The sequence below is a fragment of the Nocardia sp. NPDC060259 genome (assembly GCF_042728775.1).
Taxonomy (GTDB): domain Bacteria; phylum Actinomycetota; class Actinomycetes; order Mycobacteriales; family Mycobacteriaceae; genus Nocardia.
Map to the genome: position 1 here is coordinate 1 of NZ_JBHXAY010000106.1, position 21,992 is coordinate 21,992.

The 21,992-nt window shown below is 67.6% G+C and carries 21 protein-coding genes; 13 read left to right on the top strand and 8 right to left on the bottom strand.

Features of this window, described 5'->3' with window-relative positions; genetic code table 11:
* Positions 1-47 precede the first annotated feature (47 nt).
* Positions 48-1,889, bottom strand: a complete 1,842-nt coding sequence (ilvD, locus tag ACFWF2_RS27920; RefSeq protein ID WP_379310423.1) for a dihydroxy-acid dehydratase — start codon at positions 1,887-1,889, stop codon at positions 48-50.
* 295 nt (positions 1,890-2,184) lie between these two features.
* Positions 2,185-2,916 carry a PH domain-containing protein gene (locus tag ACFWF2_RS27925; RefSeq protein WP_379310424.1) on the bottom strand — a complete coding sequence of 244 codons (732 nt, stop codon included), beginning with the start codon at positions 2,914-2,916 and terminating at the stop codon, positions 2,185-2,187.
* Between the two features lie 307 nt (positions 2,917-3,223).
* Between ACFWF2_RS27925 and ACFWF2_RS27930 the strand changes: the two genes are divergently transcribed.
* The 5 genes from ACFWF2_RS27930 (at position 3,224) to ACFWF2_RS27950 (ending at position 9,407) form a co-directional block, all read left to right on the top strand.
* The gene (locus ACFWF2_RS27930) at positions 3,224-5,161 is read left to right on the top strand and encodes an acetolactate synthase large subunit (protein WP_379310425.1); all 1,938 of its coding nucleotides are present in this window, start codon (positions 3,224-3,226) and stop codon (positions 5,159-5,161) included.
* Positions 5,162-5,237: 76 nt separating this feature from the next.
* Positions 5,238-5,741 carry an acetolactate synthase small subunit gene (gene ilvN, locus ACFWF2_RS27935; RefSeq protein WP_189024559.1) on the top strand — a complete coding sequence of 168 codons (504 nt, stop codon included), beginning with the start codon at positions 5,238-5,240 and terminating at the stop codon, positions 5,739-5,741.
* Between the two features lie 50 nt (positions 5,742-5,791).
* Positions 5,792-6,793 carry a ketol-acid reductoisomerase gene (gene ilvC / locus ACFWF2_RS27940; protein WP_355282871.1) on the top strand — a complete coding sequence of 334 codons (1,002 nt, stop codon included), beginning with the start codon at positions 5,792-5,794 and terminating at the stop codon, positions 6,791-6,793.
* A gap of 126 nt (positions 6,794-6,919) precedes the next feature.
* Entirely contained in the window at positions 6,920-7,999 is a 1,080-nt protein-coding gene (locus ACFWF2_RS27945) for a DUF4185 domain-containing protein (RefSeq protein ID WP_379310426.1), read from the top strand.
* 43 nt (positions 8,000-8,042) lie between these two features.
* A complete protein-coding gene (locus ACFWF2_RS27950; protein ID WP_379310427.1) occupies positions 8,043-9,407 on the top strand; it encodes a DUF2252 domain-containing protein in 1,365 nt (454 codons plus the stop codon).
* Positions 9,408-9,409: 2 nt separating this feature from the next.
* On the opposite strand, the gene ACFWF2_RS27955 is transcribed toward ACFWF2_RS27950, so the two are convergent.
* On the bottom strand, positions 9,410-10,078 hold the full coding sequence (locus ACFWF2_RS27955) for a hypothetical protein (protein WP_379310428.1): 669 nt from the start codon (positions 10,076-10,078) through the stop codon (positions 9,410-9,412).
* Positions 10,079-10,188: 110 nt separating this feature from the next.
* Between ACFWF2_RS27955 and ACFWF2_RS27960 the strand changes: the two genes are divergently transcribed.
* Genes ACFWF2_RS27960 through ACFWF2_RS27970 form a run of 3 tightly spaced genes read left to right on the top strand, consistent with a single transcriptional unit; the run spans position 10,189 to position 13,319 of the window.
* Entirely contained in the window at positions 10,189-10,989 is an 801-nt protein-coding gene (locus ACFWF2_RS27960; protein ID WP_379310429.1) for a TetR/AcrR family transcriptional regulator, read from the top strand.
* A 25-nt stretch (positions 10,990-11,014) separates the two neighbouring features.
* Positions 11,015-11,902, top strand: a complete 888-nt coding sequence (locus ACFWF2_RS27965; RefSeq protein WP_379310430.1) for an AAA family ATPase — start codon at positions 11,015-11,017, stop codon at positions 11,900-11,902.
* A gap of 25 nt (positions 11,903-11,927) precedes the next feature.
* Positions 11,928-13,319, top strand: coding sequence for a VWA domain-containing protein (locus ACFWF2_RS27970; RefSeq protein WP_379310431.1), 1,392 nt, complete (start codon positions 11,928-11,930; stop codon positions 13,317-13,319).
* A gap of 96 nt (positions 13,320-13,415) precedes the next feature.
* Here the strand turns inward: ACFWF2_RS27970 and ACFWF2_RS27975 are convergent, their stop codons facing one another.
* Both ACFWF2_RS27975 and ACFWF2_RS27980 read right to left on the bottom strand, forming a co-directional pair.
* Complete coding sequence (locus tag ACFWF2_RS27975) at positions 13,416-13,877, bottom strand: nitroreductase family deazaflavin-dependent oxidoreductase (RefSeq protein WP_379310432.1); 462 nt, start codon at positions 13,875-13,877, stop codon at positions 13,416-13,418.
* Positions 13,878-13,912: 35 nt separating this feature from the next.
* Entirely contained in the window at positions 13,913-14,368 is a 456-nt protein-coding gene (locus ACFWF2_RS27980; RefSeq protein WP_378849479.1) for a carboxymuconolactone decarboxylase family protein, read from the bottom strand.
* A gap of 184 nt (positions 14,369-14,552) precedes the next feature.
* Between ACFWF2_RS27980 and ACFWF2_RS27985 the strand changes: the two genes are divergently transcribed.
* Complete coding sequence (locus ACFWF2_RS27985) at positions 14,553-17,054, top strand: tetratricopeptide repeat protein (RefSeq protein WP_379310433.1); 2,502 nt, start codon at positions 14,553-14,555, stop codon at positions 17,052-17,054.
* Here ACFWF2_RS27985 and ACFWF2_RS27990 read toward each other — a convergent pair.
* Positions 17,014-17,541, bottom strand: a complete 528-nt coding sequence (locus tag ACFWF2_RS27990; RefSeq protein WP_379310434.1) for a DinB family protein — start codon at positions 17,539-17,541, stop codon at positions 17,014-17,016. The genes ACFWF2_RS27985 and ACFWF2_RS27990 overlap by 41 nt on opposite strands.
* A gap of 89 nt (positions 17,542-17,630) precedes the next feature.
* On the opposite strand from ACFWF2_RS27990, the gene ACFWF2_RS27995 reads away from it, so the two are divergent.
* The 3 genes from ACFWF2_RS27995 to ACFWF2_RS28005 are packed head-to-tail and all read left to right on the top strand — an operon-like array spanning position 17,631 to position 19,296.
* Positions 17,631-18,632 (top strand): helix-turn-helix transcriptional regulator, encoded by a 1,002-nt coding sequence (locus ACFWF2_RS27995; RefSeq protein ID WP_379310435.1) that lies wholly within the window; start codon positions 17,631-17,633, stop codon positions 18,630-18,632.
* A 32-nt stretch (positions 18,633-18,664) separates the two neighbouring features.
* Positions 18,665-18,886: a type II toxin-antitoxin system VapB family antitoxin gene (locus ACFWF2_RS28000; protein WP_379310436.1), complete on the top strand. Its 222-nt coding sequence runs from the start codon at positions 18,665-18,667 to the stop codon at positions 18,884-18,886.
* Positions 18,883-19,296, top strand: coding sequence for a PIN domain-containing protein (locus ACFWF2_RS28005; RefSeq protein ID WP_379310437.1), 414 nt, complete (start codon positions 18,883-18,885; stop codon positions 19,294-19,296). Before ACFWF2_RS28000 ends, ACFWF2_RS28005 begins: the two co-directional genes overlap by 4 nt.
* A gap of 117 nt (positions 19,297-19,413) precedes the next feature.
* On the opposite strand, the gene ACFWF2_RS28010 is transcribed toward ACFWF2_RS28005, so the two are convergent.
* Together ACFWF2_RS28010 and ACFWF2_RS28015 are read right to left on the bottom strand one after the other, a co-directional pair.
* Positions 19,414-20,688, bottom strand: a complete 1,275-nt coding sequence (locus tag ACFWF2_RS28010) for a hypothetical protein (RefSeq protein WP_379310438.1) — start codon at positions 20,686-20,688, stop codon at positions 19,414-19,416.
* On the bottom strand, positions 20,685-20,870 hold the full coding sequence (locus ACFWF2_RS28015; protein WP_379310439.1) for a hypothetical protein: 186 nt from the start codon (positions 20,868-20,870) through the stop codon (positions 20,685-20,687). Before ACFWF2_RS28015 ends, ACFWF2_RS28010 begins: the two co-directional genes overlap by 4 nt.
* Positions 20,871-21,015: 145 nt before the next feature.
* On the opposite strand from ACFWF2_RS28015, the gene ACFWF2_RS28020 reads away from it, so the two are divergent.
* A complete protein-coding gene (locus tag ACFWF2_RS28020) occupies positions 21,016-21,861 on the top strand; it encodes a 2'-5' RNA ligase family protein (protein WP_379310440.1) in 846 nt (281 codons plus the stop codon).
* The last annotated feature ends 131 nt before the right edge of the window (positions 21,862-21,992 follow it).

The window sequence follows — 21,992 nt, forward strand, 5'->3', positions numbered from 1 at the left end:
CTCCCCGAAGCTTCGGGGAGACGCCGTCTTTCTGTTCGTCCGTGGCCCTACGGCAGCTGGCGGACCGCGCCCTTGTCGGCGGAGGTCGCCAGTGCGGCGTAGGCGCGCAGCGCGGTCGTCACCGGGCGATCACGGTTCACCGGCTGCCACGGACGCTCGGAGGCTTCCATCTTCGCGCGGCGCTCGGCGAGAACCTCGTCGGAGACCAGCACTTCCAGCGCGCGGGTGTGCACGTCGATGCGGATGCGGTCACCGTTCTCGATCAGGCCGATGACACCGCCGGACGCGGCCTCGGGGGAGACGTGCCCGATCGACAGACCTGAGGTGCCACCGGAGAAACGGCCGTCGGTGATCAGCGCGCACACCTTGCCGAGGCCGAGGCCCTTGAGGAACGAGGTCGGGTGCAGCATCTCCTGCATACCCGGACCGCCCGCGGGACCTTCGTAGCGCACGACGACCACGTCACCGGGCTGGATCTTCTTGCCCAGGATCATCGACACCGCCTCCTCCTGCGACTCGACCACCACGGCCGGGCCTTCGAAGGTGAACAGCTCTTCGTCGATGCCCGCGGTCTTGAGGATCGCGCCGTCGGGGGCGATATTGCCGCGCAGCACGCACAGCCCGCCTTCGACGGTGTAGGCGTGCTCGATGTCACGGATGCAACCACCGGCGGCGTCGGTGTCCAGCGAGGACCAGCGGTTGCTGGTGGAGAACGGCTCGACGGTGCGCACCCCACCGGGTGCGGCGTGGAACAGTTCCAGCGCCTCGTCGGATGCCTTGCCGGAGCGGATGTCCCAGGTGTCGAGGAACTCCTCGTAGCTCGCGGTGTGCACGGTGGTCACATCGGTCTCGAGCAGGCCGCCGCGACGCAGTTCGCCGAGGATGGCGGGGATGCCACCGGCGCGGTGCACGTCTTCCATGTGGTAATCCGAGTTCGGCGAGACCTTCGACAGGCACGGCACCCGGCGGCTGATCTCGTCGATGGTCTGCAGATCGAAGTCGATCTCGCCTTCCTGCGCGGCGGCGAGGGTGTGCAGCACGGTGTTGGTGGAGCCACCCATGGCGACGTCGAGGGCCATCGCGTTGCGGAAGGCCTTGGCATTGGCCACGTTCCGCGGCAGGACCGACGCGTCGTCGTCCTGGTACCAGCGCTTGGCGATGTCGACGATGACCGTGCCGGCCCGCTCGAACAGCGCGCGCCGCGCCGCATGCGTGGCCAGCGTGGAACCGTTGCCGGGCAGCGCGAGCCCGAGCGCCTCGGTCAGGCAGTTCATCGAGTTCGCGGTGAACATGCCCGAACACGAACCACAGGTCGGGCACGCGGACCGCTCGACCTCGTCGAGGCCCTCGTCGGACACGGCCTGGCTCGCGCTCGCCGAGATCGCGCTCACCAGGTCGAGCGGGGCGTGCGCGACACCGTCGACGACCACGGCCTTACCGGCCTCCATCGGACCGCCGGAGACGAACACGGCGGGGATGTTGAGGCGCATCGCGGCATTGAGCATGCCGGGAGTGATCTTGTCGCAGTTGGAGATACACACCAGCGCGTCGGCGGTGTGCGCGTTGGCCATGTACTCGACCGAGTCGGCGATGATCTCGCGCGAAGGCAGCGAGTAGAGCATGCCGCCGTGCCCCATGGCGATGCCGTCGTCGACGGCGATGGTGTGGAACTCGCGCGGCACACCACCGGCGGCGCGCACGGCCTCGGCGACGATGTCGCCCATGTTCTTCAGGTGCACGTGACCAGGAACGAACTGCGTGTAGGAGTTCGCGATCGCGATGATCGGCTTGCCGAAATCGGAGTCGGTCATGCCGGTCGCGCGCCAGAGCGAGCGGGCGCCCGCGGCATTGCGGCCGATGGTGGTGGTGCGTGAACGAAGCGGTGGCATGGGTGTCCTCGTAATGTCGCTGGGTGCGTCCAAGCATGCGCGCAGGGGGCTGACCTGCGGGGCGCGGTGCGAGTGCGCGGTGCGTCCGGCAACCGTGCACGTTACTCCGGCGGGCGGTGGTCGCGTCGCGCCGGGAGTCCGTGCAGGGGTGATGGAACCGGGCTCGAGGCGGGAGTGTCGCTCCGGAGGGTGTCGCCGCGGTGGTGCCGTCGGCGCGGGGTGCCCGGTCGCCGTCAGCTTACCGGTGCAACGGCGCGCGAGGCCGTGCCGATTCCCGCGGTGACCGAGGCGGCGGTCACTCCTCGGTGCCGGGCTCCTCGGTCTTCGCCTTCTCGGCCTCGGCGGCTCGCTCGGCGGCGACGCGCTCGGCCTCGGCCTGCTCGGCCGCGGCGAACACATCGGGCAGGCGTCCACCGGAGGCGTCGATCAGTTCACGCAGCCGGTCGTAGCCCACCGCGGGCAGCTTGACCTCGGAGTCGTCGGCCAGGCGGGCCTTGACGGAGCCGCGCTTGGGGATGCTGATGCCCTTGACCTGTGCCCAGTCGAGGTGCTTCTTGCCGAACATCGAGCTCAGGTCGAGCCCGGCATCCGACACCGTCGTGTGCGTCCGCACGACCCAGAACACCGCGATGATCGGGAGCAGCAGCAGCCACCACAGGGCGGCGGGCCAGCCGACGAACGGGAAGAACACGCAGAACGCGAGCACCAGCACACCGATGTAGGCCAGGCGCGGCACCCCGATCACGTGCACGCCCGGTGTCGGGGTGTCCGTCTTGCGCGGCACCAGCAGCCAGACGACCACCGCGGTCGGCACGAGCAGGCCGATCCGCATGCCGAGCGACCAGTCCTGCACGGTGCCGACGACGACGAAGATCAGGTACCCGAGCACCACCGCGGCGATCGCCGCGAGTCGGCCCGGACTCGCCGAGCGCAGACCGCCGGGCCGCGAGGAGCGACCCGTATCGGTTCCCCCGTCGGCGGTGTGGGACGATTTAGCCGGTGGCACGGACTGATGCGGTGATGACACCCCCCTATCCTCGCATCCTGGTACACGGACCCACGCAACCACTCGAGTCCCACATAATGGGATGCAGAGAGTAGCCTGTTTGACTCTTCGACTCACGCGCGCCTAACGTCGTGCTCGTGAACCGAAACGAGTTGCTCGTACTCGGCCGGCGCGTCCAGCGTTGAGCCTGACTACCTGAGTCGAATACGTCAGCTCGCGTTGCGACGCGCCACCCTCGAACAGCACTGCGCTGGTCGGGGGCTTTTTTGTGTTCGGGAGAATTCCGCGCCAGTCCGGAGTCAGAACGACAAAGTTAGGAACGAAGACGGTGAGTGCACCTACCGCACGACCCGGGCCATCGGCCCGCAGGTCAGCGCCTTCGGCGAACCAGCCTGCCGCTGGTAGCCCGGCGACCAACCCCACCCGCCGCCAGGTCGCGCCCGAGCGCGTCACCGGCGCGCAGTCGGTGGTCCGGTCCCTCGAAGAGCTCGACGTCGACACCGTATTCGGCATTCCCGGCGGCGCGGTCCTTCCTGTCTACGACCCGCTGTTCGATTCCAAGAAGGTCCGCCACGTCCTGGTGCGCCACGAGCAGGGCGCCGGTCACGCGGCGACCGGTTACGCCCAGGCCTCCGGCAAGGTCGGTGTGTGTATGGCCACATCCGGCCCCGGCGCCACCAACCTGGTGACCCCGCTGGCCGACGCGCAGATGGACTCGGTCCCGATCGTGGCGATCACCGGTCAGGTGCCGTCGAGCCTGGTCGGCACCGACGCGTTCCAGGAAGCCGACATCTCCGGCATCACCATGCCGATCACCAAGCACAACTTCCTGGTCAAGGACCCGATCGACATCCCGCGCATCCTGGCCGAGGCGTTCTACCTCGCCGCCTCGGGCCGCCCTGGCGCCGTCCTGGTCGACATCACCAAGGACGCGCTGCAGGCCCAGACCACGTTCTCGTGGCCGCCGGAGATGCGCCTGCCCGGCTACCGTCCGGTCACCAAGCCGCACGGCAAGCAGGTGCGCGAGGCCGCCAGGATGATCCTGGAGTCCAAGGCGCCCGTGCTCTACGTCGGTGGCGGTGTCATCAAGTCCGACGCCTCGGCCGAGCTGCTCGAGCTCGCCGAGCTGACCGGCATCCCGGTGGTCACCACCCTGATGGCGCGTGGCGCGTTCCCCGACAGCCACACCCTCAACATGGGCATGCCCGGCATGCACGGCACCGTCGGCGCCGTGGCCGCCCTGCAGCGCTCGGACCTGCTGATCACCCTCGGCGCCCGCTTCGACGACCGCGTCACCGGTCAGCTGGACTCCTTCGCGCCCGACGCCAAGGTCATCCACGCCGACATCGACCCGGCCGAGATCGGCAAGAACCGCCACGCCGACGTCCCGATCGTTGGCGACGCGCGTGAGGTGATCGTCGAGCTGATCGAGACCCTCAAGGCCGACCCGCAGTCCGGCGCGGCCCCGCTGCTGAACCTCACCGAATGGTGGGCCTACCTCGGCGACATCCGCGACAACTACCCGCTGGGCTGGAAGACCCCCAGCGACGGTTCGCTGTCGCCGGAATTCGTCATCGAGGCGCTGGGCCGCCTGGCAGGTCCCGAGGCGGTGTACTGCGCCGGCGTCGGCCAGCACCAGATGTGGGCCGCGCAGTTCATCAAGTACGAGAACCCGCGTACCTGGCTGAACTCCGGTGGCCTCGGCACCATGGGCTACGCGGTTCCCGCGGCCATGGGTGCCAAGATGGGCGCCCCGGAGAAGGAGGTCTGGGCGGTCGACGGTGACGGCTGCTTCCAGATGACCAACCAGGAGCTGGCCACCTGTGCCATCGAGGGCGTGCCGATCAAGGTCGCGCTGATCAACAACGGCAACCTCGGCATGGTCCGCCAGTGGCAGACCCTGTTCTACGAACAGCGCTACTCCAACACCGACCTGGGTACGCACACCCTGCGCATCCCCGACTTCGTCAAGCTGGCCGAGGCGCTGGGCTGCGTCGGCATCCGCGTGGAGAAGGAAGAAGACGTCGAGGCCGCGATCCGGGAGGCGCAGGCGATCACCGACCGTCCGGTCGTGATCGACTTCATCGTCGGCAAGGACGCCCAGGTGTGGCCGATGGTCGCCGCGGGCACCAGCAACGACGAGATCATGTTCGCCCGCGGCATCCGCCCGCTCTTCGACGAGGACGAGTCGGTCTCCGAACCGGCCGTCATCCACGAGGCGATGGAGCGCGAGCAGGCGGCCTTCGAGAAGGGTTCCGACGAATGAGCGAGCGCAGCGAGCGCCCAATGAGCACAGCCACGATGGTGATCGTGCCGACGCCGAGCGCTAGCGAGGTGGCGGCATGAGCACCACCCACACCCTGAGCGTTCTCGTCGAGGACAAGCCGGGCGTGCTGGCGCGAGTCGCGAGCCTGTTCTCGCGCCGTGGCTTCAATATCGAGTCGCTGGCCGTCGGTGGCACCGAGATCCCCGAGATCTCGCGCATGACCATCGTCGTCACCGTCGACGATCTGCCGCTCGAGCAGGTCACCAAGCAGCTCAACAAGCTGATCAACGTCATCAAGATCGTGGAGCAGGACGCCGACGCGTCGGTGGCCCGCGAACTGATCCTGGTGAAGGTGCGCGCCGACGCGTCGGTGCGCACGCAGGTGATCGAGGCCGTGCAGTTGTTCCGCGCCAAGGTGATCGACGTCTCGCCCGACGCGCTGACCATCGAGGCCACCGGCACCCGGTCCAAGCTGGATGCCCTGCTGCGCATGGTCGAACCGTTCGGCATCCGCGAGATCGTGCAGTCTGGCGTGGTCGCAGTCGGACGCGGTCCGAAGTCGATCACGGCCACCCGCTAACTTTTACCCACCAGAAATTATCCAGAAGGGACTCCACAGTGGCAGTCGAGATGTTCTACGACGACGACGCTGACCTGTCGATCATCCAGGGCCGCAAGGTCGCCGTGATCGGCTACGGCAGCCAGGGCCACGCGCACTCGCTGAGCCTGCGCGACTCCGGTGTCGACGTGCGCGTCGGCCTCGCTGAGGGTTCGAAGTCGCGGCCGAAGGCCGAAGAGGCCGGTCTGACCGTCGGCACCCCCGCCGAGGTGTCGGAGTGGGCCGACGTGATCATGGTGCTGGCGCCCGACACCGCTCAGGCGTCGATCTTCACCAACGACATCGAGCCGAACCTGAAGGACGGCGACGCGCTGTTCTTCGGCCACGGCCTCAACATCCACTTCGGTCTGATCAAGGCTCCGGCCAACGTCACCGTCGCGATGGTCGCGCCGAAGGGCCCCGGCCACCTGGTGCGTCGTCAGTTCGCCGACGGCAAGGGCGTTCCCGCCCTGATCGCCGTCGACCAGGACCCGACCGGCGAGGGCCAGGCGCTGGCGCTGTCCTACGCCAAGGGCATCGGCGGCACCCGCGCCGGCGTCATCAAGACCACCTTCAAGGAAGAGACCGAGACCGACCTCTTCGGTGAGCAGGCCGTGCTCTGCGGTGGCACCGAGGAACTGGTCAAGACCGGTTTCGAGGTCATGGTCGAGGCGGGCTACGCCCCCGAGATGGCCTACTTCGAGGTCCTGCACGAGCTGAAGCTGATCGTCGACCTCATGTACGAGGGCGGCATCGCGCGCATGAACTACTCGGTGTCCGACACCGCGGAGTTCGGTGGCTACCTGTCCGGTCCGCGCGTCATCGACGCCGGCACCAAGGAGCGCATGAAGGCGATCCTGGCCGACATCCAGTCCGGCGAGTTCACCCGCCGCCTGGTCGCCAACGTCGAGAACGGCAACACCGAGCTCGAGGGTCTGCGTAAGGCCAACGCCGAGCACCCGATCGAGGTCACGGGCGCCAAGCTCCGCAGCCTGATGAGCTGGGTCGACCGCCCGATCACCGAGACCGCGTAGGTTTCTGATCCACGAAGGCCCGTTCGCCACGCGCGAGCGGGCCTTCGGCGTTCTGGCGTAACCTGAGATGACGGAAGCAACACCAGCCCAACGATGTTGGCTCGCGTCACCGAGGGGGAGTGTTCGTTGCGCATCACCGATCTGAATCCGGTCCCCTCCGCCGACCTCGGTGGCGGGGATCTCGCTATTCCCTTCGTGCTGCCCCATGGTGATGTCGGATTCATCTGGGGTGACTCGTTTTCCGGGGACGGTCCGTTCGGGCCGCCGATGGCCGGCATCGGGAACTGGCGTTCGCCCATCATCACCCGCACGTCCCAGCGCGACCCCGCCGAGCCGATCGTCATGGCCACCTCGCCGAGCACCGATGGCCGTCAGCTGTGGGACTACCAGCACGACAACGCCGAGTACTCCACCGTCCTCCCGTGCGACGCGATCACCATCGACGGCCGGATCTACCTGTGGGTCATGTACACCCAGGGACTGGGCAATGAGAAATGGTGTGAGGTCTGGACATCCGACGACAGCGGCATCACCTGGGCGCGCAGCGGTTCGAAGTTCTGGTGCGGCGCCTTCGCCGGTAAGCGGGTCATGATCTCCTGGGCCAAGGACCCGCACAGCGACTGGGTCCACATCATCTCCACCGGCGGCCTGGCCAGGAACAAGGACATGCTGCTGTGGCGCGCGACGGTCGAGGGCCTGTCCGATCCCCACGCCTGGCAGGGCTGGGGCTGGAACGGCGACAACTGGGGCTGGAACCGCGAGCCGACGCCGATCCTGCCCGGCTGGCGACTCGGTGAGATCTGCCTGCGCTATGTCGAGAACAAGGCCGTCATCTCCGGATTCGACGCGGGGGACTACTCGATCTTCGTCAAGGTCGGCGACCGCATCGACAACACCAACTGGATAACGGCACACACCCATCGCCCGGTGACCGGGATGCCGCGCGGTGTCGATACGGTGCCGCGTCTCTACGGTGGCTACATCCATCCCTACAGCAGGCTGGAGGACGGCAAGTTCACCCTGATCGTCTCCGAGTGGGCCGAGAGCGGGAACCCCTACCGAGCAACTCAATTCACCTGCGACGGGATTCGCCGCACGGTGCCGGTTCCCGGCCCGGATCCCGAGCCGCCGCCGGACCCGCAGCTAACCTGGTGGCAGGAACTCGTCCGCCGAGTCGACCAGTGGCTGAGGCAGCGACGCCTGTAGCGAAGACCTTGCTGTCGAGGGGTGATAGCGGGAGACTTGCTGGATGATGAATGAGACGGTGGAGGACTTCGCGGACGAAGCGGTCGACGAGGGTAAGGCGGCGCGAAAGAGGATCTCGCGATCGCAGCTCGGGGAATGGGGCGCGGGTCCGAACCGGGAGGATCCGGTGGCCATTCTGGAGCGTCAGGCCGAGACCAGGGTCGCGGAGCTGGTGCCGATCAGATATGCCCGGATGAGCCAGTCGCCCTTCGCGTTTCTGCGTGGTGCGCCCGCGATCATGGCCGCCGATCTGGCCCAGAGCGAGAACACCGGCTTGATCGTGCAGCTCTGCGGTGACGCCCACCTGTCGAACTTCGGTCTCTTCGCCTCGCCGGAGCGCAATCTCGTCTTCGACGTCAACGACTTCGACGAGACCCTGCCCGGTCCGTTCGAATGGGACGTCAAACGCCTCGCCGCCAGCGTTGCCGTCGCCGCCCGCGACAACGGCTGCGACGACGAGCGGGCCGCCACGGCCGTCGAGGCCGCCGCCCGCGGCTATCGCGAGACGATGGGCATGCTCGCCGAGACCGACAGCATGACCGTCTGGTACGAGCGGGTCGATGCCGAACAGGTCGCCGATCTGGTCCGGAAACCCAAGCAGCGTAAGAAGGTCGCCAGAGCCATCACCAGTGCCCGCAGCAAGACCAGCTTGCAGGCGCTGGCCAAGCTCACCGAGCCGGACGCCGACGGTATTCCGCGAATCAAGAACCAGCCGCCGCTGCTGGTGCCGATCGAACTGCCCGACGAGAAGGTCGTCAAGGACGTCTTCGCCGACTTCCGCCGCAGCCTGCCGGACGAGCGCCGCGTGCTGCTCGACCGGTATCGGCGCGTGGATCAGGCGATGAAGGTGGTCGGTGTCGGTAGTGTCGGTACGCGGTGTTTCATCACGCTGATGATGGACAAGGAATCGGGCAGCCCGCTGTTCCTGCAGTTGAAGGAGGCCGAGGCGTCGGTGCTCGCGCCGCATCTGAAGCCGAGCAAATATCACCACCAGGGGCACCGGGTGGTGGTCGGACAGCGTCTCATGCAGTCGGCCAGCGACATCTTCCTCGCCTGGGCGACCGGCCCCGCCGGCCGGTTCTTCTACCTGCGTCAGTTGCGCGACATGAAGGGTTCCGCGGCGATCGACAGCATGACCCACGGCGAGCTGGCGACGTACGCGCGGTTGTGCGGTTCCGTTCTGGCCCGCGCGCACGCCCGCTCCGGCGACCGTGTCGCCATCGCGGCCTACCTCGGCAAGAACGACGGATTCGATCGTGCGATGGCTGAATTCGGCCTGTCCTACGGCGACCAGACTCTCACCGACCGGCTCTCCCTGCTCGCCGCGATCGACTCGGGCCGGATCACCGCGGCCACGCACGCCTACTGAGTTCACCGCTGCGGCGCCAGGCGGTCCGGGCCGGGGACCGCCTCGCGCCGCTCGGCGGTCCGCATCAGCGCGGTGCCGATCGCGAACAACCACAGCATGGTCAGCCCGCCGACGGTCGCCGTGGTGCCCCAGCCGTTGGCCGCGTAGAAGTTCGCGGGGATATTGCCGAAGAACAGTGAGGGCGCGAACGCGACGTTCACCCCGGCGAGTAGCCAGCTGGTCACGATGCACCAGCGGGGGAGCAGCCGCGCGGCCCCGACGGCGAAGGCCACCAGGAACAATCCTTCGAGCAATCGCGACACGGTCCCGTAGAGGATGTAGGTGCCGGTGACGGTGATCGTCGGGTCGATCGGCTCCGGCGCGGCGATCACGGCGCCTACTTCCAACCCCATGGACACGGCGACGACGGTGAGCCAGGCGGTACCCGCGGTCGCGGCCACCGAGCCGAACCACTCCCGTTCCGGATCGCGGCGCTTCACCACATAGGCGACGCCGCTCATGAACACCACGAACAACGTGATGCCGACGAGTCCGAAAAACGATCGGGTGAGCACATTGGGGTCCGGCGGCGGCCCCGCGTAGACGAAGTACAGCGGAAGTTCGATCAACGTGCAGGTCGCACCCGCGATGGCGGCGGCGCCCGTGATGCGCTGAACAGTGCTGGTGTTCATGGTGATTCGCCCTCGTCCCCGAGGTATCGCCCCCGGCCCGGCATTAGTATATGACGTAAACTATAGGCTGTATGTTAAGTTGGCGGAACCCCCGATCGAAAGAGGAGACGGTGCGACCGAATCGTTCGCGGCCCGCGGCGCCCGAGTTCGCACCGGTCTGGGATCCCGACTTCCCCGCGGTGTTCCGGCGCGGCACGTGGGCCGAACGCGGCGAGCGGGATCACGGCCGCCCTCGCCTCGGCCGCCCGCCCGAACTCGATGCCGAGCGCATCGTCGCCACCGCGATCAATCTCGCCGACCGCGACGGCCTCGCCGGTGCGACCCTGTCGAAAGTCGCCGCCGCACTGGGTGTCACGCCGATGTCGCTGTACCGGCACATCGGTTCCAGGGACGGCCTGACGGACCGTATGGTCGACACCGCCTTCGGGCTGCCACCGGACACCGACCCCGACTGGCGTCGAGCCCTGCACACCTGGGCCGACGCGCAATCGGCGGTGTTCACCCGTCATCCCTGGCTTGCTCAGATCCCCATCACGGGCCCGCCCCGTGGTGTCAACGCCCTCGCCTGGATGGACGCCGGACTGGCCGCATTGCGTGGTACCGGTCTGGACTGGGGCGCCAAGATCGGCGTGATCACCGTCATCGGTGGCTACGTCCGCCAGGCGTTCGTCACCGGCCGGAACCTGGCCGAGCGTCGCCTGGTCGAGCAGGTCGACGAGGCGACGGCGTTGCAGGTCTATCAGCAGGAGGTCTCGGCGCAGCTCGATCCCGGCCGCTTCCCCGAGATCGAGCAGCTCTTCGCCGATCAGGCCTTCGCTGATGTCCCCCCGGATCAGGAGTCGGCGGACGCCGATTTCCGCTTCGGCCTCGACCTGATCCTCGACGGCGTCGACGCCGCGATCAGGCGGTGAACACGCCCGCCTACACTGGTTACCGATGAGTAAGTTCTTTGCCTCGGTAGACCAGGTGACCGACCGGCTGACCGCGGCCGGCTACCTGCCGTCCCTCGATATCGCGACCGCGGTCTTCCTGGCCGACCACCTCGGCAAACCCCTGCTGATCGAGGGCCCGGCAGGCGTCGGCAAGACCGAGCTGGCCAAGGCCGTCGCCGCGGCGGTGTCGGCCGAGCTCATCCGTCTGCAATGCTACGAAGGCATTGACGAGGCCCGCGCGCTCTACGAGTGGAATCACGCCAAACAGCTGCTCCGCATCACCGCCACGTCGGGGGAGACCTGGGAAGGCACCCGAGACCACGTCTTCACCGAGGAGTTCCTGCTCGCCCGTCCGCTGCTGGCCGCCATCCGCAACCCCGATCCGACCGTGCTGCTGATCGACGAACTGGACAAGGCCGATGTGGAGCTGGAGGGCCTGCTGCTCGAGGTGCTCGGCGACTTCCAGGTGAGCATCCCCGAGCTCGGCACGGTCACCGCCGTCCGCAAGCCCTTCGTGATCCTCACCTCCAACGCCAACCGCGACCTCTCCGAAGCGCTGAAACGCCGCTGCCTGTTCCTGCACATCGACTATCCGACCGCGGAACTGGAGAAGGCGATCGTGCGGCTGAAGGTGCCGGAGCTCGATGCCGCGCTGGCCGAACCGGTGGTGACGACGGTCAGCGCACTGCGTCAGCTGTCGCTGCGCAAGGCGCCCTCGATCGCCGAAACCGTCGACTGGGCAAAGACTCTGGTGGCATTGGGAACACGCACGCTGAGCGGGGGAGTGGTCCGCGCGACCCTCGGCGTGTTGCTGAAGTACCAGTCCGATCATCGCGTGGCGATCGAGCGGCTCGGTCTCGACGACCAGGCCGACGGCAGCGTGGCCCGATGACCGGCCCGCGCACGGTGATGGGCGCATGGTGAGCTCCGCGCCCGCGCATGGTGGTGTCGAAGCACCGATGTCGGACCGCCTGGTCGGCTTCGTCGGGCTGCTGCGCGAGCACGGCATCCACGCGGGCCCCAGCGAGACCGTCGACGCGGCGGCCACGATCGTCGCTCTCGGCACCGCGGACTCCCGGGTGCTGCGTTCGGGCCTGGCCGCCTGTCTGCTGCGCCGCAACGGTCAGCGCAAGGTTTTCGACCAGCTCTTCGACCTGTACTTCCTCGACGCCGCCCGTCCGATCGCCGCGTCGGGCGCGGACACCGACCCGCTGCGCGAGCGGGTCATCGCCGCCCTGATCCAGGGCGCCGACACCGCCGAACTCGCCAGGGAAGCACTGAACACCTTCGGCGCGTACGGCGGCGCGGGGGAGAGCGCGGGCCGGGTCACCTCGGCATCGGGCGCGGGCTGGTCGTCCTATCTGACGATGAAATCGCTGCGCCCGGACGAGATCTCCGAGCAGGTCGCGCAAACCATGGGCGGGACAGGCCAATTCGACTCCGCCGTCCACACGATCGAGGCGCGCCGCCGGGTCGAGCAGTTCCGCTCCGCCGTGCAGGCCGAAGCTCGCCTGCGCTCGGCGCAACTGCGCGGCACCGACTACATCGCCCGTCGTGGCGTCGAATCCGGCGCCGACAGTGCGGATTTCCTCGGCGCGCGCGAACAGGACCTCGCCGAGATGCGCCGCCTGGTGCACCCGCTGGCCCGCAAACTCGCCACCCGGCTGGCGGTCCGTCGCAAGAAGGCCGTGCGCGGGCAGATCGACCTGCGCCGCACCCTGCGTCGCTCGATGGCCACCGGTGGCGTCCCGATCGATCCCGTGCTGCGTGCCCGCCGCCACGGTCGGCCGGATCTGGTCGTGCTGGCCGATGTCTCGGGCTCGGTGACCGGATTCGCCGAGTTCACCCTGCAACTGGTGCAGGCCCTGCAAGACCAGTTCAGCAAGGTTCGCAGCTTCGGTTTCGTCGACACCTGCGCCGAGATCACCGACTACTTCTCCCCGGGCGAACCACCGCCTGCCGGTTTCGCGCAGAACATCGTCCGCGAGGCGGGCGTGGCGCGCTTCGGTTCCAGCAACTACGGCGAGGCGCTCCAAGGTTTCGTCGATCACTACCTCGACGCCCTTGGCCCGCGCACCTGCGTGCTGATCCTCGGTGACGCCCGCACCAACCGCACGGACCCGAATCTCGCTGCGCTGGAAGCGATGACCGAACGCGCCAAGGCCGTCTACTGGCTCAATCCCGAGCCGTCGCGATCGTGGAACACCGGCGATTCGGCGGCCTCGACCTATGCCGAAGTCGTCACCATGCACGAGTGCCGCAACGTCGCCCAGCTCGCCGTGGTGATCGGTCGCCTGCTACCTGCCTGACGACGTCACCGCGGCCATCGCCGTGCGCCGACAGATCCGGTATCGCGGACATGGCCCGGCACCGGGTGGCGAACCACCCGGTGCGCCGTGCGCGGATCATCGCGGGCTGAGCCGCACCACCGCGTACTCATGGTCGCTCTTGGCCTGGTACTTCCCGTACCGCGGCTGCGCGGCGGTGATCGACTCCCAGGCCCTGGCCCGCTCCGCACCGGTGAGCACCCGCGGAGCGACCGGCACAGCGGCCTCACCGGGCAGTTCGATGCTCGCCTGCTCGGGGTGTCCCATGAGGTTGAGGTGCCAGTCGGGGTGTCCGTTCTTCCCACCCGACGCCACGAGCAGCCAGGACCCGTCGCTGTCGGCGAACCACGAGATCGGGGTCTGCCTCGGCTCGCCGCTGCGGCGGCCGACGGTGTTGAGGATCAGCACGTCCATCCCCATGAAGGTGCCGTTGCCCTTGCGGATCTTGCGGTTCATCCTGGCGTTCATCCTGTGCTGCATCCACCGGGAGAATCCCCCGTGCGAGCTCTTGGTCTTGCCGGACGGCTGGTTCGTGGTCATCGGAAGGTCCTTTCGGTTGGTCTGGGGGCGGGGACTCAGCCCCAGGCGCCCGCGATCTGGCGGGTGGTGGCGTTGAGCCGGTTGAACATGTTGGTGACGCCGATCATCAGGACGATCGAGGCGAGCTGCTTCTCGTCGAAGTAGCTGGCGGCCGCGTCCCAGATCTCGTCGGTGACGGCGTTGGAACGGTCGGCCAGGCGGGTCGCCGCCTCGGCCAGCTCGAGGGCGGCGCGCTCCTCGTCGGTGAAGTACGGGGTCTCGCGCCAGGCGACGACCGTGGCCAGCCGCTCCTCGCTGACCCCGGCTTTGCGGGCCGTCTTGGTGCCTGCGTCCACGCAGGAGCTGCAGTTGTTGATCTGGCTGACCCGCAGGTGCACCAGCTCCAGGATCTCGCCGTCGACGCCGCCGGTCTGCACGGCCTTCAGGACCTGCTGGATCGGGCCCATCGCGTCGGTGAGGACCATGGCGGGGTTCTGCATCCGAGACTGCATGATGTTCTCCTTGTTTCCCGTTGTTCTCCGCTGCTTGCGGTGTGACTCAATAACAGCCCGTCGTGCGCCGGAACACGATGGCTGTGGGACACTGTGGGACAGTGGAAAACGGCCCTGACCTCTCGATTGTCATCGGGAAACTTCCTGATCCGGGCCGGGACAACGACAGCGGGAAACGGTGGTTGTGCAACAGCAGACGGCAAGGGCCTACCCACAAGACGAACTGGCCGCGCGTCTGCGCCTGATCCAGGAACTCTCCGGTCGCGGCGTCCGCGCACTGGCCCGCGATACGAACCTGAGCTCGTCGTCGCTGTCGCGCTACCTCAGCGGACAGACGGTGCCGCCGTGGCCCGCCGTGCTGGAGCTGTGCCGCCTGGTCAAACGCGACCCGCGCCCGCTGCGCCCGCTGTGGGAGCGCGCCAACAACCCGCTGCCCGCGCCGCCGAAGACGAGCCGTCAGGTCGCCCCGCCGAGCCCGCCCGCCGACGCCCCGCCGCCGCCGCGCAACGACCTGCCCCGCGATGTCCCCGACTTCACCGGCCGCGAACAGGCATTGGCCGACGTCCTCGCCGCCGTCCGGTCCGACCGGGTGGTCGCGATCGACGGCATGGCCGGTGTCGGCAAGACGTCCCTGGCCGTGCACGCCGCGCATCAGCTGACCGCCGAATACCCCGACGCCCAGCTCTATCTCGACCTGCACGGTTTCACCGACGGTCGCCAGCCGCTCGACCCCGATGCCGCGATCCGCGCCCTGCTGGCCGCGTTGCAGGTGCCCTCGGAGAAGGTCCCGCAGGACGGCGGAGTCGAACTGCGGGCGGCGTGCTGGCGGTCGGAGCTGGCCCGGTTGCGCGCGGTGGTCGTCCTCGACAATGTCGCCGACGCCGCGCAGGTCAGTCATCTGCTGCCGGGCGCTGGCGAGTCGGTCGCCATCATCACCAGCCGCAATCGGCTGCTCGAGCTCGACGAGGTGCCGCCGGTGACCCTCGACGTGCTCACCCCGGAGGAGAGCGCGGAGCTGCTGGTCAGGGCCAGCGGCGATGCGCGCGGACCCGACGGCAGGCTCGCGCGGGAACCCGAACAGGCCGCCGAGGTGCTGCGGCTGTGCGGCAATCTGCCGCTGGCCCTGCGCCTGGCCGCGGCCCGGCTGCGGCACCGGCCGGGCTGGTCGGTCGGCATCCTGGTGGAGCGAATGGCCGAGGGGGCCACCGAGTTCGACACCGCCTTCGGCATGTCGGTGCGCCAGCTCAACCGCGATCAGCGCCGCCTGTTCCGGCTGCTCGGCCTGATCCCCGGATCCACCTTCACCGACTATGTCGCCGCGGCGGTGGCCGACGTGCCGCTGCGCAGCGCGCGCACGATGCTCGAGGACCTGCTCGACGCCCACCTGGTCCAGCAGCCTGCCGAGGGCCGCTACCGCCTCCACGACCTGGTCCGCCAGCACGCCCGCAACGCCACCTTCGAACACGACACCGACGCCGACCGCCACCGCGCCCTGCACCGGATCCTCGACTACTACGTGCACACCGCGGCCGCCGCCGACGCCGCGATGCCGTTCCTGTCGCCGACCCGCCCCGTGTCGGCGGGCTCGCCTCCCGCGGAGCTACCGCACTTCCCCGGCCGCGACCCGGCGTTCTTCTGGTTCGTCACCGAGTACACCAACCTGATGGCGGTGTTCTACGCGGCCGTCGAGGTCGGCGCGAACGTCCATGTCTGCGAGCTGCCGCGCTTCCTGCGCGCCTTCTTCGCCCGCCGTTGCGGCACAACGCATCTCAACGCACTGTTCGAACAGTCCTTGACCGCCGCCGAACATCTGGGTGACCCACGCCAGCTCGCCGAAGCGCACAGCGACCTGGGTTTCGCCCGCTACAACGCGGGCCGCATGGCCGAGGCGGCCGCCGCCTACGCCGCCGCGGCACCGCTCATCGCGGCGGCGGGCGACCCACTGCCCCGCGCCGAACTGACCATGCGCTGCGCCCACTTGCGCTGGGACGAAGGCGATACCGAGGAACCACTCGAACTGTTCCGCCAGGCCCGCGACCTCTACGCGACCAGCGGTTGCCCGATGAGCGCCGCCGACGCCATCGCCAGCGAGGCCTGGGCCGTGCTGCAACTGGGCCACCGTGAGCAAGCCGCGCGGCTGGCCCGCGAAGCTCTCGAGATCCCCGTCGACGACCCGTCGTGGCCGCCCTCGCTCCAGGCCCAGATCACCCTCGGCGTCGCCATCGCCGCCGACGAACCGGACGAAGCCCTCGAACACCTGAGCACCGCGCTGGCCCTCGCGCGCGCGGACGGTCACAAACACAACGAAGCCTGGTGCCTGAACTGCCAGGGCGTCGCACTGCGCCGGATGGGCCGCTACGACGAAGCCCTCGCCAGCCACCGCGAGGCATTCGCCCTGCTCGACTCCCTGTTCGAGGAACACTGGAAGATCCACTTCCTCCACGGCTACGCCGAAACCTGCCGTCTGGCCGGACTTCCCGACGAAGCGCTGCGCCTGCACCGCCAAACCCTGGAGCTGGCACCGAAACTCGGCTACCGCCTCGAGGAAGCGCTGGCGCACCAGGGCATCGCCGACGTACTCGACCCGACCGACCCGGACGCCGCCGCGCACCATCGCGCGGCGGCCCAGGCCATCCACGCCGAGCTCAGCCCATCGACTTCGCTCCATCCAGCGATTCCCGAATGATGTCGGCGTGGCCGGAGTGCTGCGCGGTCTCGGTCATGATGTGCAGGAAGACCCGGCGGGCGCTCCAGCGCCCGTCCGGCTCGAACCAGGGCGCCTTCGGCAGCGGCTGAGACACATTCAGGTCGGGAAGCGTGCGCACCAGCTCGTCGGTCCGCGCCGCGACCTGCTCGTATTCGGCGAGCACGCCGGCCAGGGTCTCACCGGGCAGCATCCGGAAGATGTCGCCCCACGCGGCGATCTCCTCCTCGCTCATCGACTCGAAGTCGGGGCCTTCTTCGGGCCCGTCGACGATGAACTTCGCCCAGTTCGCTTCCGTCGCCGACACATGCTTGATCAGCCCGCCCAGGCACAGCTCGCTGGCGGTGGTCCGCATCCCGGCCTGCTCGTCGGTCAGGTCGCGGGTGGTGTAGCGCAGGAAGTACCGGTGCTTGGTGAGCATCTCCAGCAGATCGGTGCGCTCGGCGTCGAGGAGAGTAGGCGTGGTCATGAGCGGAATCCCTTCGTTGTCGGTGTGAAATCCAAGGTAGAACTCATTGCGGCCAGTTTCTGTCCGCAATTGCGGACATAATCGAAAACATGGCCGACACGAGCGCACGCACCCTCCGTCTGCTGTCGCTGCTGCAGACGCATCGCTACTGGCCGGGCACCGAACTGTCCGAGCGCCTCGGTGTTTCGGCGCGCACCCTGCGCCGCGACATCGACCGGCTGCGTGAGCTCGGCTATCCCGTGGAGGCCCGCCCCGGCGTCGACGGCGGCTACCAGCTCGCCGCGGGCGCGGCCCTCCCGCCGCTGGTCCTCGACGACGACGAAGCCGTCGCCATCACCGTCTGCCTGCAAGCGGGTTCCCAGGGCGCGGGCGACGGCCTGGCCGAACCGTCCATCCGCGCCCTGGCCAAACTCGTCACCGTCCTGCCCACCCGCCTGCGCCGCCGCGTCGACGCCCTGCGCGCGATGACAGTCTCCACCGGTTGGAACGCCGTCCCCCTCTCCGACGTCGACCCCGCCGTCCTCACCGACCTGGCCATGACCTGCCGCGGCGAAGAACGCCTCACCTTCACCTACACCGCCGCCGACGGCCGCACCAGCCCCCGCGAGGTAGAACCCCACCGCCTGGTCTCCCAAGGCCGCCGCTGGTACCTCGTCGCCTATGACCTGACCCGCCACGACTGGCGCACTTTCCGCGTAGACCGCCTCACCGACTCCCACACCACCGGAATCCGCTTCCGCCCCCGCGAACTCCCTTCCCCCGACGCCGCCACCTTCGTCCGCGACGGAATAGGCTCCCGCCGAACGGGTTACACCGTCACCGCCGACATCGAAGCCCCCGCCGACGATGTCCAATCCCGCATCGGCCGCTGGTGCTCCGTCACCGCCCTGACCCCTGGCCGTACCCGCATCGAAACGACGGTCGACAATCTCGACTGGCCACTGCTGCTGCTCGGCAAGGTCGAAGCCGACTTCACTGTGCTCGGCCCAGCGGAACTAGCTGCTCGGATCGCGGAATGTGGCGCACGGTTTTCCCGCTCGACGTGCCCTGGTGGAATACTCGCTGGTCCGGGCAATGTTGGTGATGTATGATTCTATCAACATTGCCAACATGGGGGTGTGGGATGACGGTAACGCAGATCGACTTGGACGATGATGCTCTAGATCGTGTCATGGCGACATCGAACGCCAAGACCAAGAAAGAGGCGGTCAACCTCGCACTCCGGTTCTATGCGGCCAGGCAGGAACGAGCCGCTCGAATCGCGAAGCACTTCGAGCGGGCGGAGCAGTGGGGTGCCGTCGCGGATGCGGAACGTCGTCACCAGGCTGAGAAGAATGCTCTGTGATCTACCTGCTGGATACGTCGGCTCTCGTTCGGTTGATCGCTGATCCGATATTGCGCGAGGCCTGGTATGACACGATCGAGGTCGGCGCCGTCGCCTCCTGCTATCCGCAGCGTGCCGAGTTTCTCTACTCGGCAAGGAACTCGTCGGAGTACGACGAGATCGGCGAGATGTTCAGCGACCTGTACCCGGATCGAGCGGTCCCGAGAACAGCTGGACGGTGGATAGATTCGGTGCAGCGTCAGATGGCACAGCATGGTGAGCATCGCAGTGCCTCGGCGGTCGATCTGATGATCGCAGCGACTGCCGCGCACTATGGATTAGTCGTCCTCCACCATGATGCCGACTTCCGAACCGTCGCGAAGCATGCGCCCGAGCTGGCAGAACACGACGTCACCAACGTTCCTGAGTGAATCCGGCTGTGCAGCAAGCGCTCACGGCAATCGGTGTGCTTCTCGGTGCTGGTACATTCGCCCGCCGCTGATGACACGCCCGGATCCGAACCTCACTGTTGTCCGGAGATCGCGAAGTCATCCGTGCCGATACCGCTGCATCCGCCGCCGCCGAAAGAACAACTGGTCGACAGCGACCGGGTCCACCAACGCCGTGATCTCGGCCAACCGGGAGTCGTAGCGATGCTCGGTGATGCACCGGTGCAGGTGAGCTCGCCGCTCGGGTCCCAGCCCCGACCACACCGCGCCGAACCGAGCCTGTGCGTCGGGCCCCGAGACCGCAATCAAGTCGAGCAACGCAGGCCAGCAATGGGTTTCCGTGGCCCGAGCGGGCAGCTCGGCCACCGCGGTATCCGACAACGCGGCCAGCGCGTAACCGGCCTCGCTCCTGACACGCTCATCCATCCGCGACATCAACGTGAACAGCCCGCGCCAACTACCCGAGTCGCTGCGGCTATCCAGCGGCGCGACCAGCCCGACGCCCACCCCCGGATCGTCGAACACCGGATTGCCGACCAGCGTCCACAGCGCGACAGGTGTGAGCTGCCCAGCCAGCGTGAGTAATTCGGGCACCGCACCCGCTCCGATCGCATTCCTGACCAGGTTGGCGACCTCGACAGGCCGCGCATTGCCGAACAGCACATCGCCCACCCGGTAGATCACATCCGGCGCACACCGTGAAAACACCGACAGCGCAGCATGTTGCAGCGCGGGGCGGCCTGACATCACCGCATGCACCATCCGCGGAATCCGCCGGTGCGGCCCGTCGAGCAGCTGCCGGATCACGGCGCTGAGGATGTCGACGTCATAGGAATAGGCGGCCGAGTGGATCAGCCCCGCGTCGTCAGGGACACCCGCCTCCACAGCTGCAATCAACTCCGGTGTGGCACAAGACAAAAAGGGCCCAGCAGTCACATAGTCACACCGGCGAAGCAGCTCGTTCACGATCTCGACGATCGGCCCAGGCGGCGCCACATCCGACAGCTGCTCGATGGCCCGCGGATCCAGATACGGCGCACAGTCCGCCGCATACCTCGGATCGAGCATCATCAGCGTCTCGGCAGCCTTGACCGGATGCTCCACCCCGACAGATCCCGCCGCCCGCCCGGTAGTCATCGGTGGAACCAGCCTCTGCACCAACGGAATCGAGATGGACAACGGAATGAACGGCACCAACGCACTGATCCGCCGAAAGGTCTCGGTGTGCTGTTCGAACAGCACACCCGAAATCTGCTGCTGCAACTCATGTAGCCGATCGGCCCCCAGATACCGCAGATGCTGCACCCGCTGAGGATGAACATGCAGCGTGCGAGCCAGCAGAACCAACTGCGCCCGCGTCGTCAAATCAGTCATCTGCCGCCGAACATGATCTTCTTCGTCACCGCACGCAACGGCCGAGGCAACGCCCCGACCATCGAGTCGATCGACTTGTCCAGCGCCGCAGCCTCGAACGTCACCGCCGCCCGCATCAACTCGAACAAATCCCTGGCTTCATCGGCGGGCAAACTCTGTAACGCAGGCAGCGTCTCAGGCACCCCACCTTCACGGTCACTTCGGACAGTCATGTGGCTCCTGAACAACGCGTAGCTCTCAGCCTCCGAGAATGCCGCCTCGTCCCGCCCCTGACCACAATTTCGCGAATATCTGTGCACAGCAACGAAAACAAAAACACAGATACATGTGAACCGACGTTCCACCGTTGATGTTCTATGGCCGAAGTCCCTTGACATCGGCGGAGAAGCGTCGTCGCAGTGGGCGATCCAAGCCGCACGCCGTAGAATCGCCGAGAAATCCAACATCGAGAGGCAGCCTGCCGGCATGACATCGAGTGGCCCGTTTCCCAAGCTGCTGCCGGACTCGACATCGGACACGGATGCCATCGCGCGAAACGACTGGAACGCCTACGCCGAAATCGACTTCCTCCGGGACCACTGGTCGGTGAAGCAGTGGGCTCCGGAACACACGGGGTACTACTGGTACCTCACCTTCGACACCCCTGAACTGATCGAACTCGCTGCCGAGTGCCAAAACGCCCTGACACAAGACGAACTCGACAGCGTGCCGCTGGACGCCCTGCACCTCACCATCGCGGGGATAGGCAGTACGACGACAGTCACCGACGAGCAGATCGACAACCTGGTCTCGCTCGCGCGAGCGAGACTGGCAGACGTGAAGCCCTTCGACCTCACCATCGGCCCGCTGAGCGGCTCCCGCAGCGCAGTCCGATTCTCGGTGTCACCGTGGGATCCGCTACTCGACCTGCACCGAATCCTCCGGGCATCCACCTCGGAGTCGATCCCGAGCCTCTCCGCCCCGACAGGATCACGCGGTTCCCGCTTCCGGCCGCATCTGGGAATCGCCTACAACAACACCGACCGAGCCGCAGCTGAGCTCATCGAAGCAGTCGCAGCGTTGCGAAACACCGGACCTGCCATAGTGCGCGTGAACCATGTCGAGTTGGTGGTGCTCAGACGAGATGGCCACAGCTACCGCTGGAACATACGCGCCGTCGTTCCACTCGGTTAGCTCCTCCGCCGGCGACCGGACCGTCCAGCGCCTGCGCGGCGGCCTGACCATCGGTAGGCACGGGTTCAAGTGTTACTTCTGGCAAGTGCGGGTCTGCTGCAGGGTGAGGTGGCACAGCGACCTCACCCCTC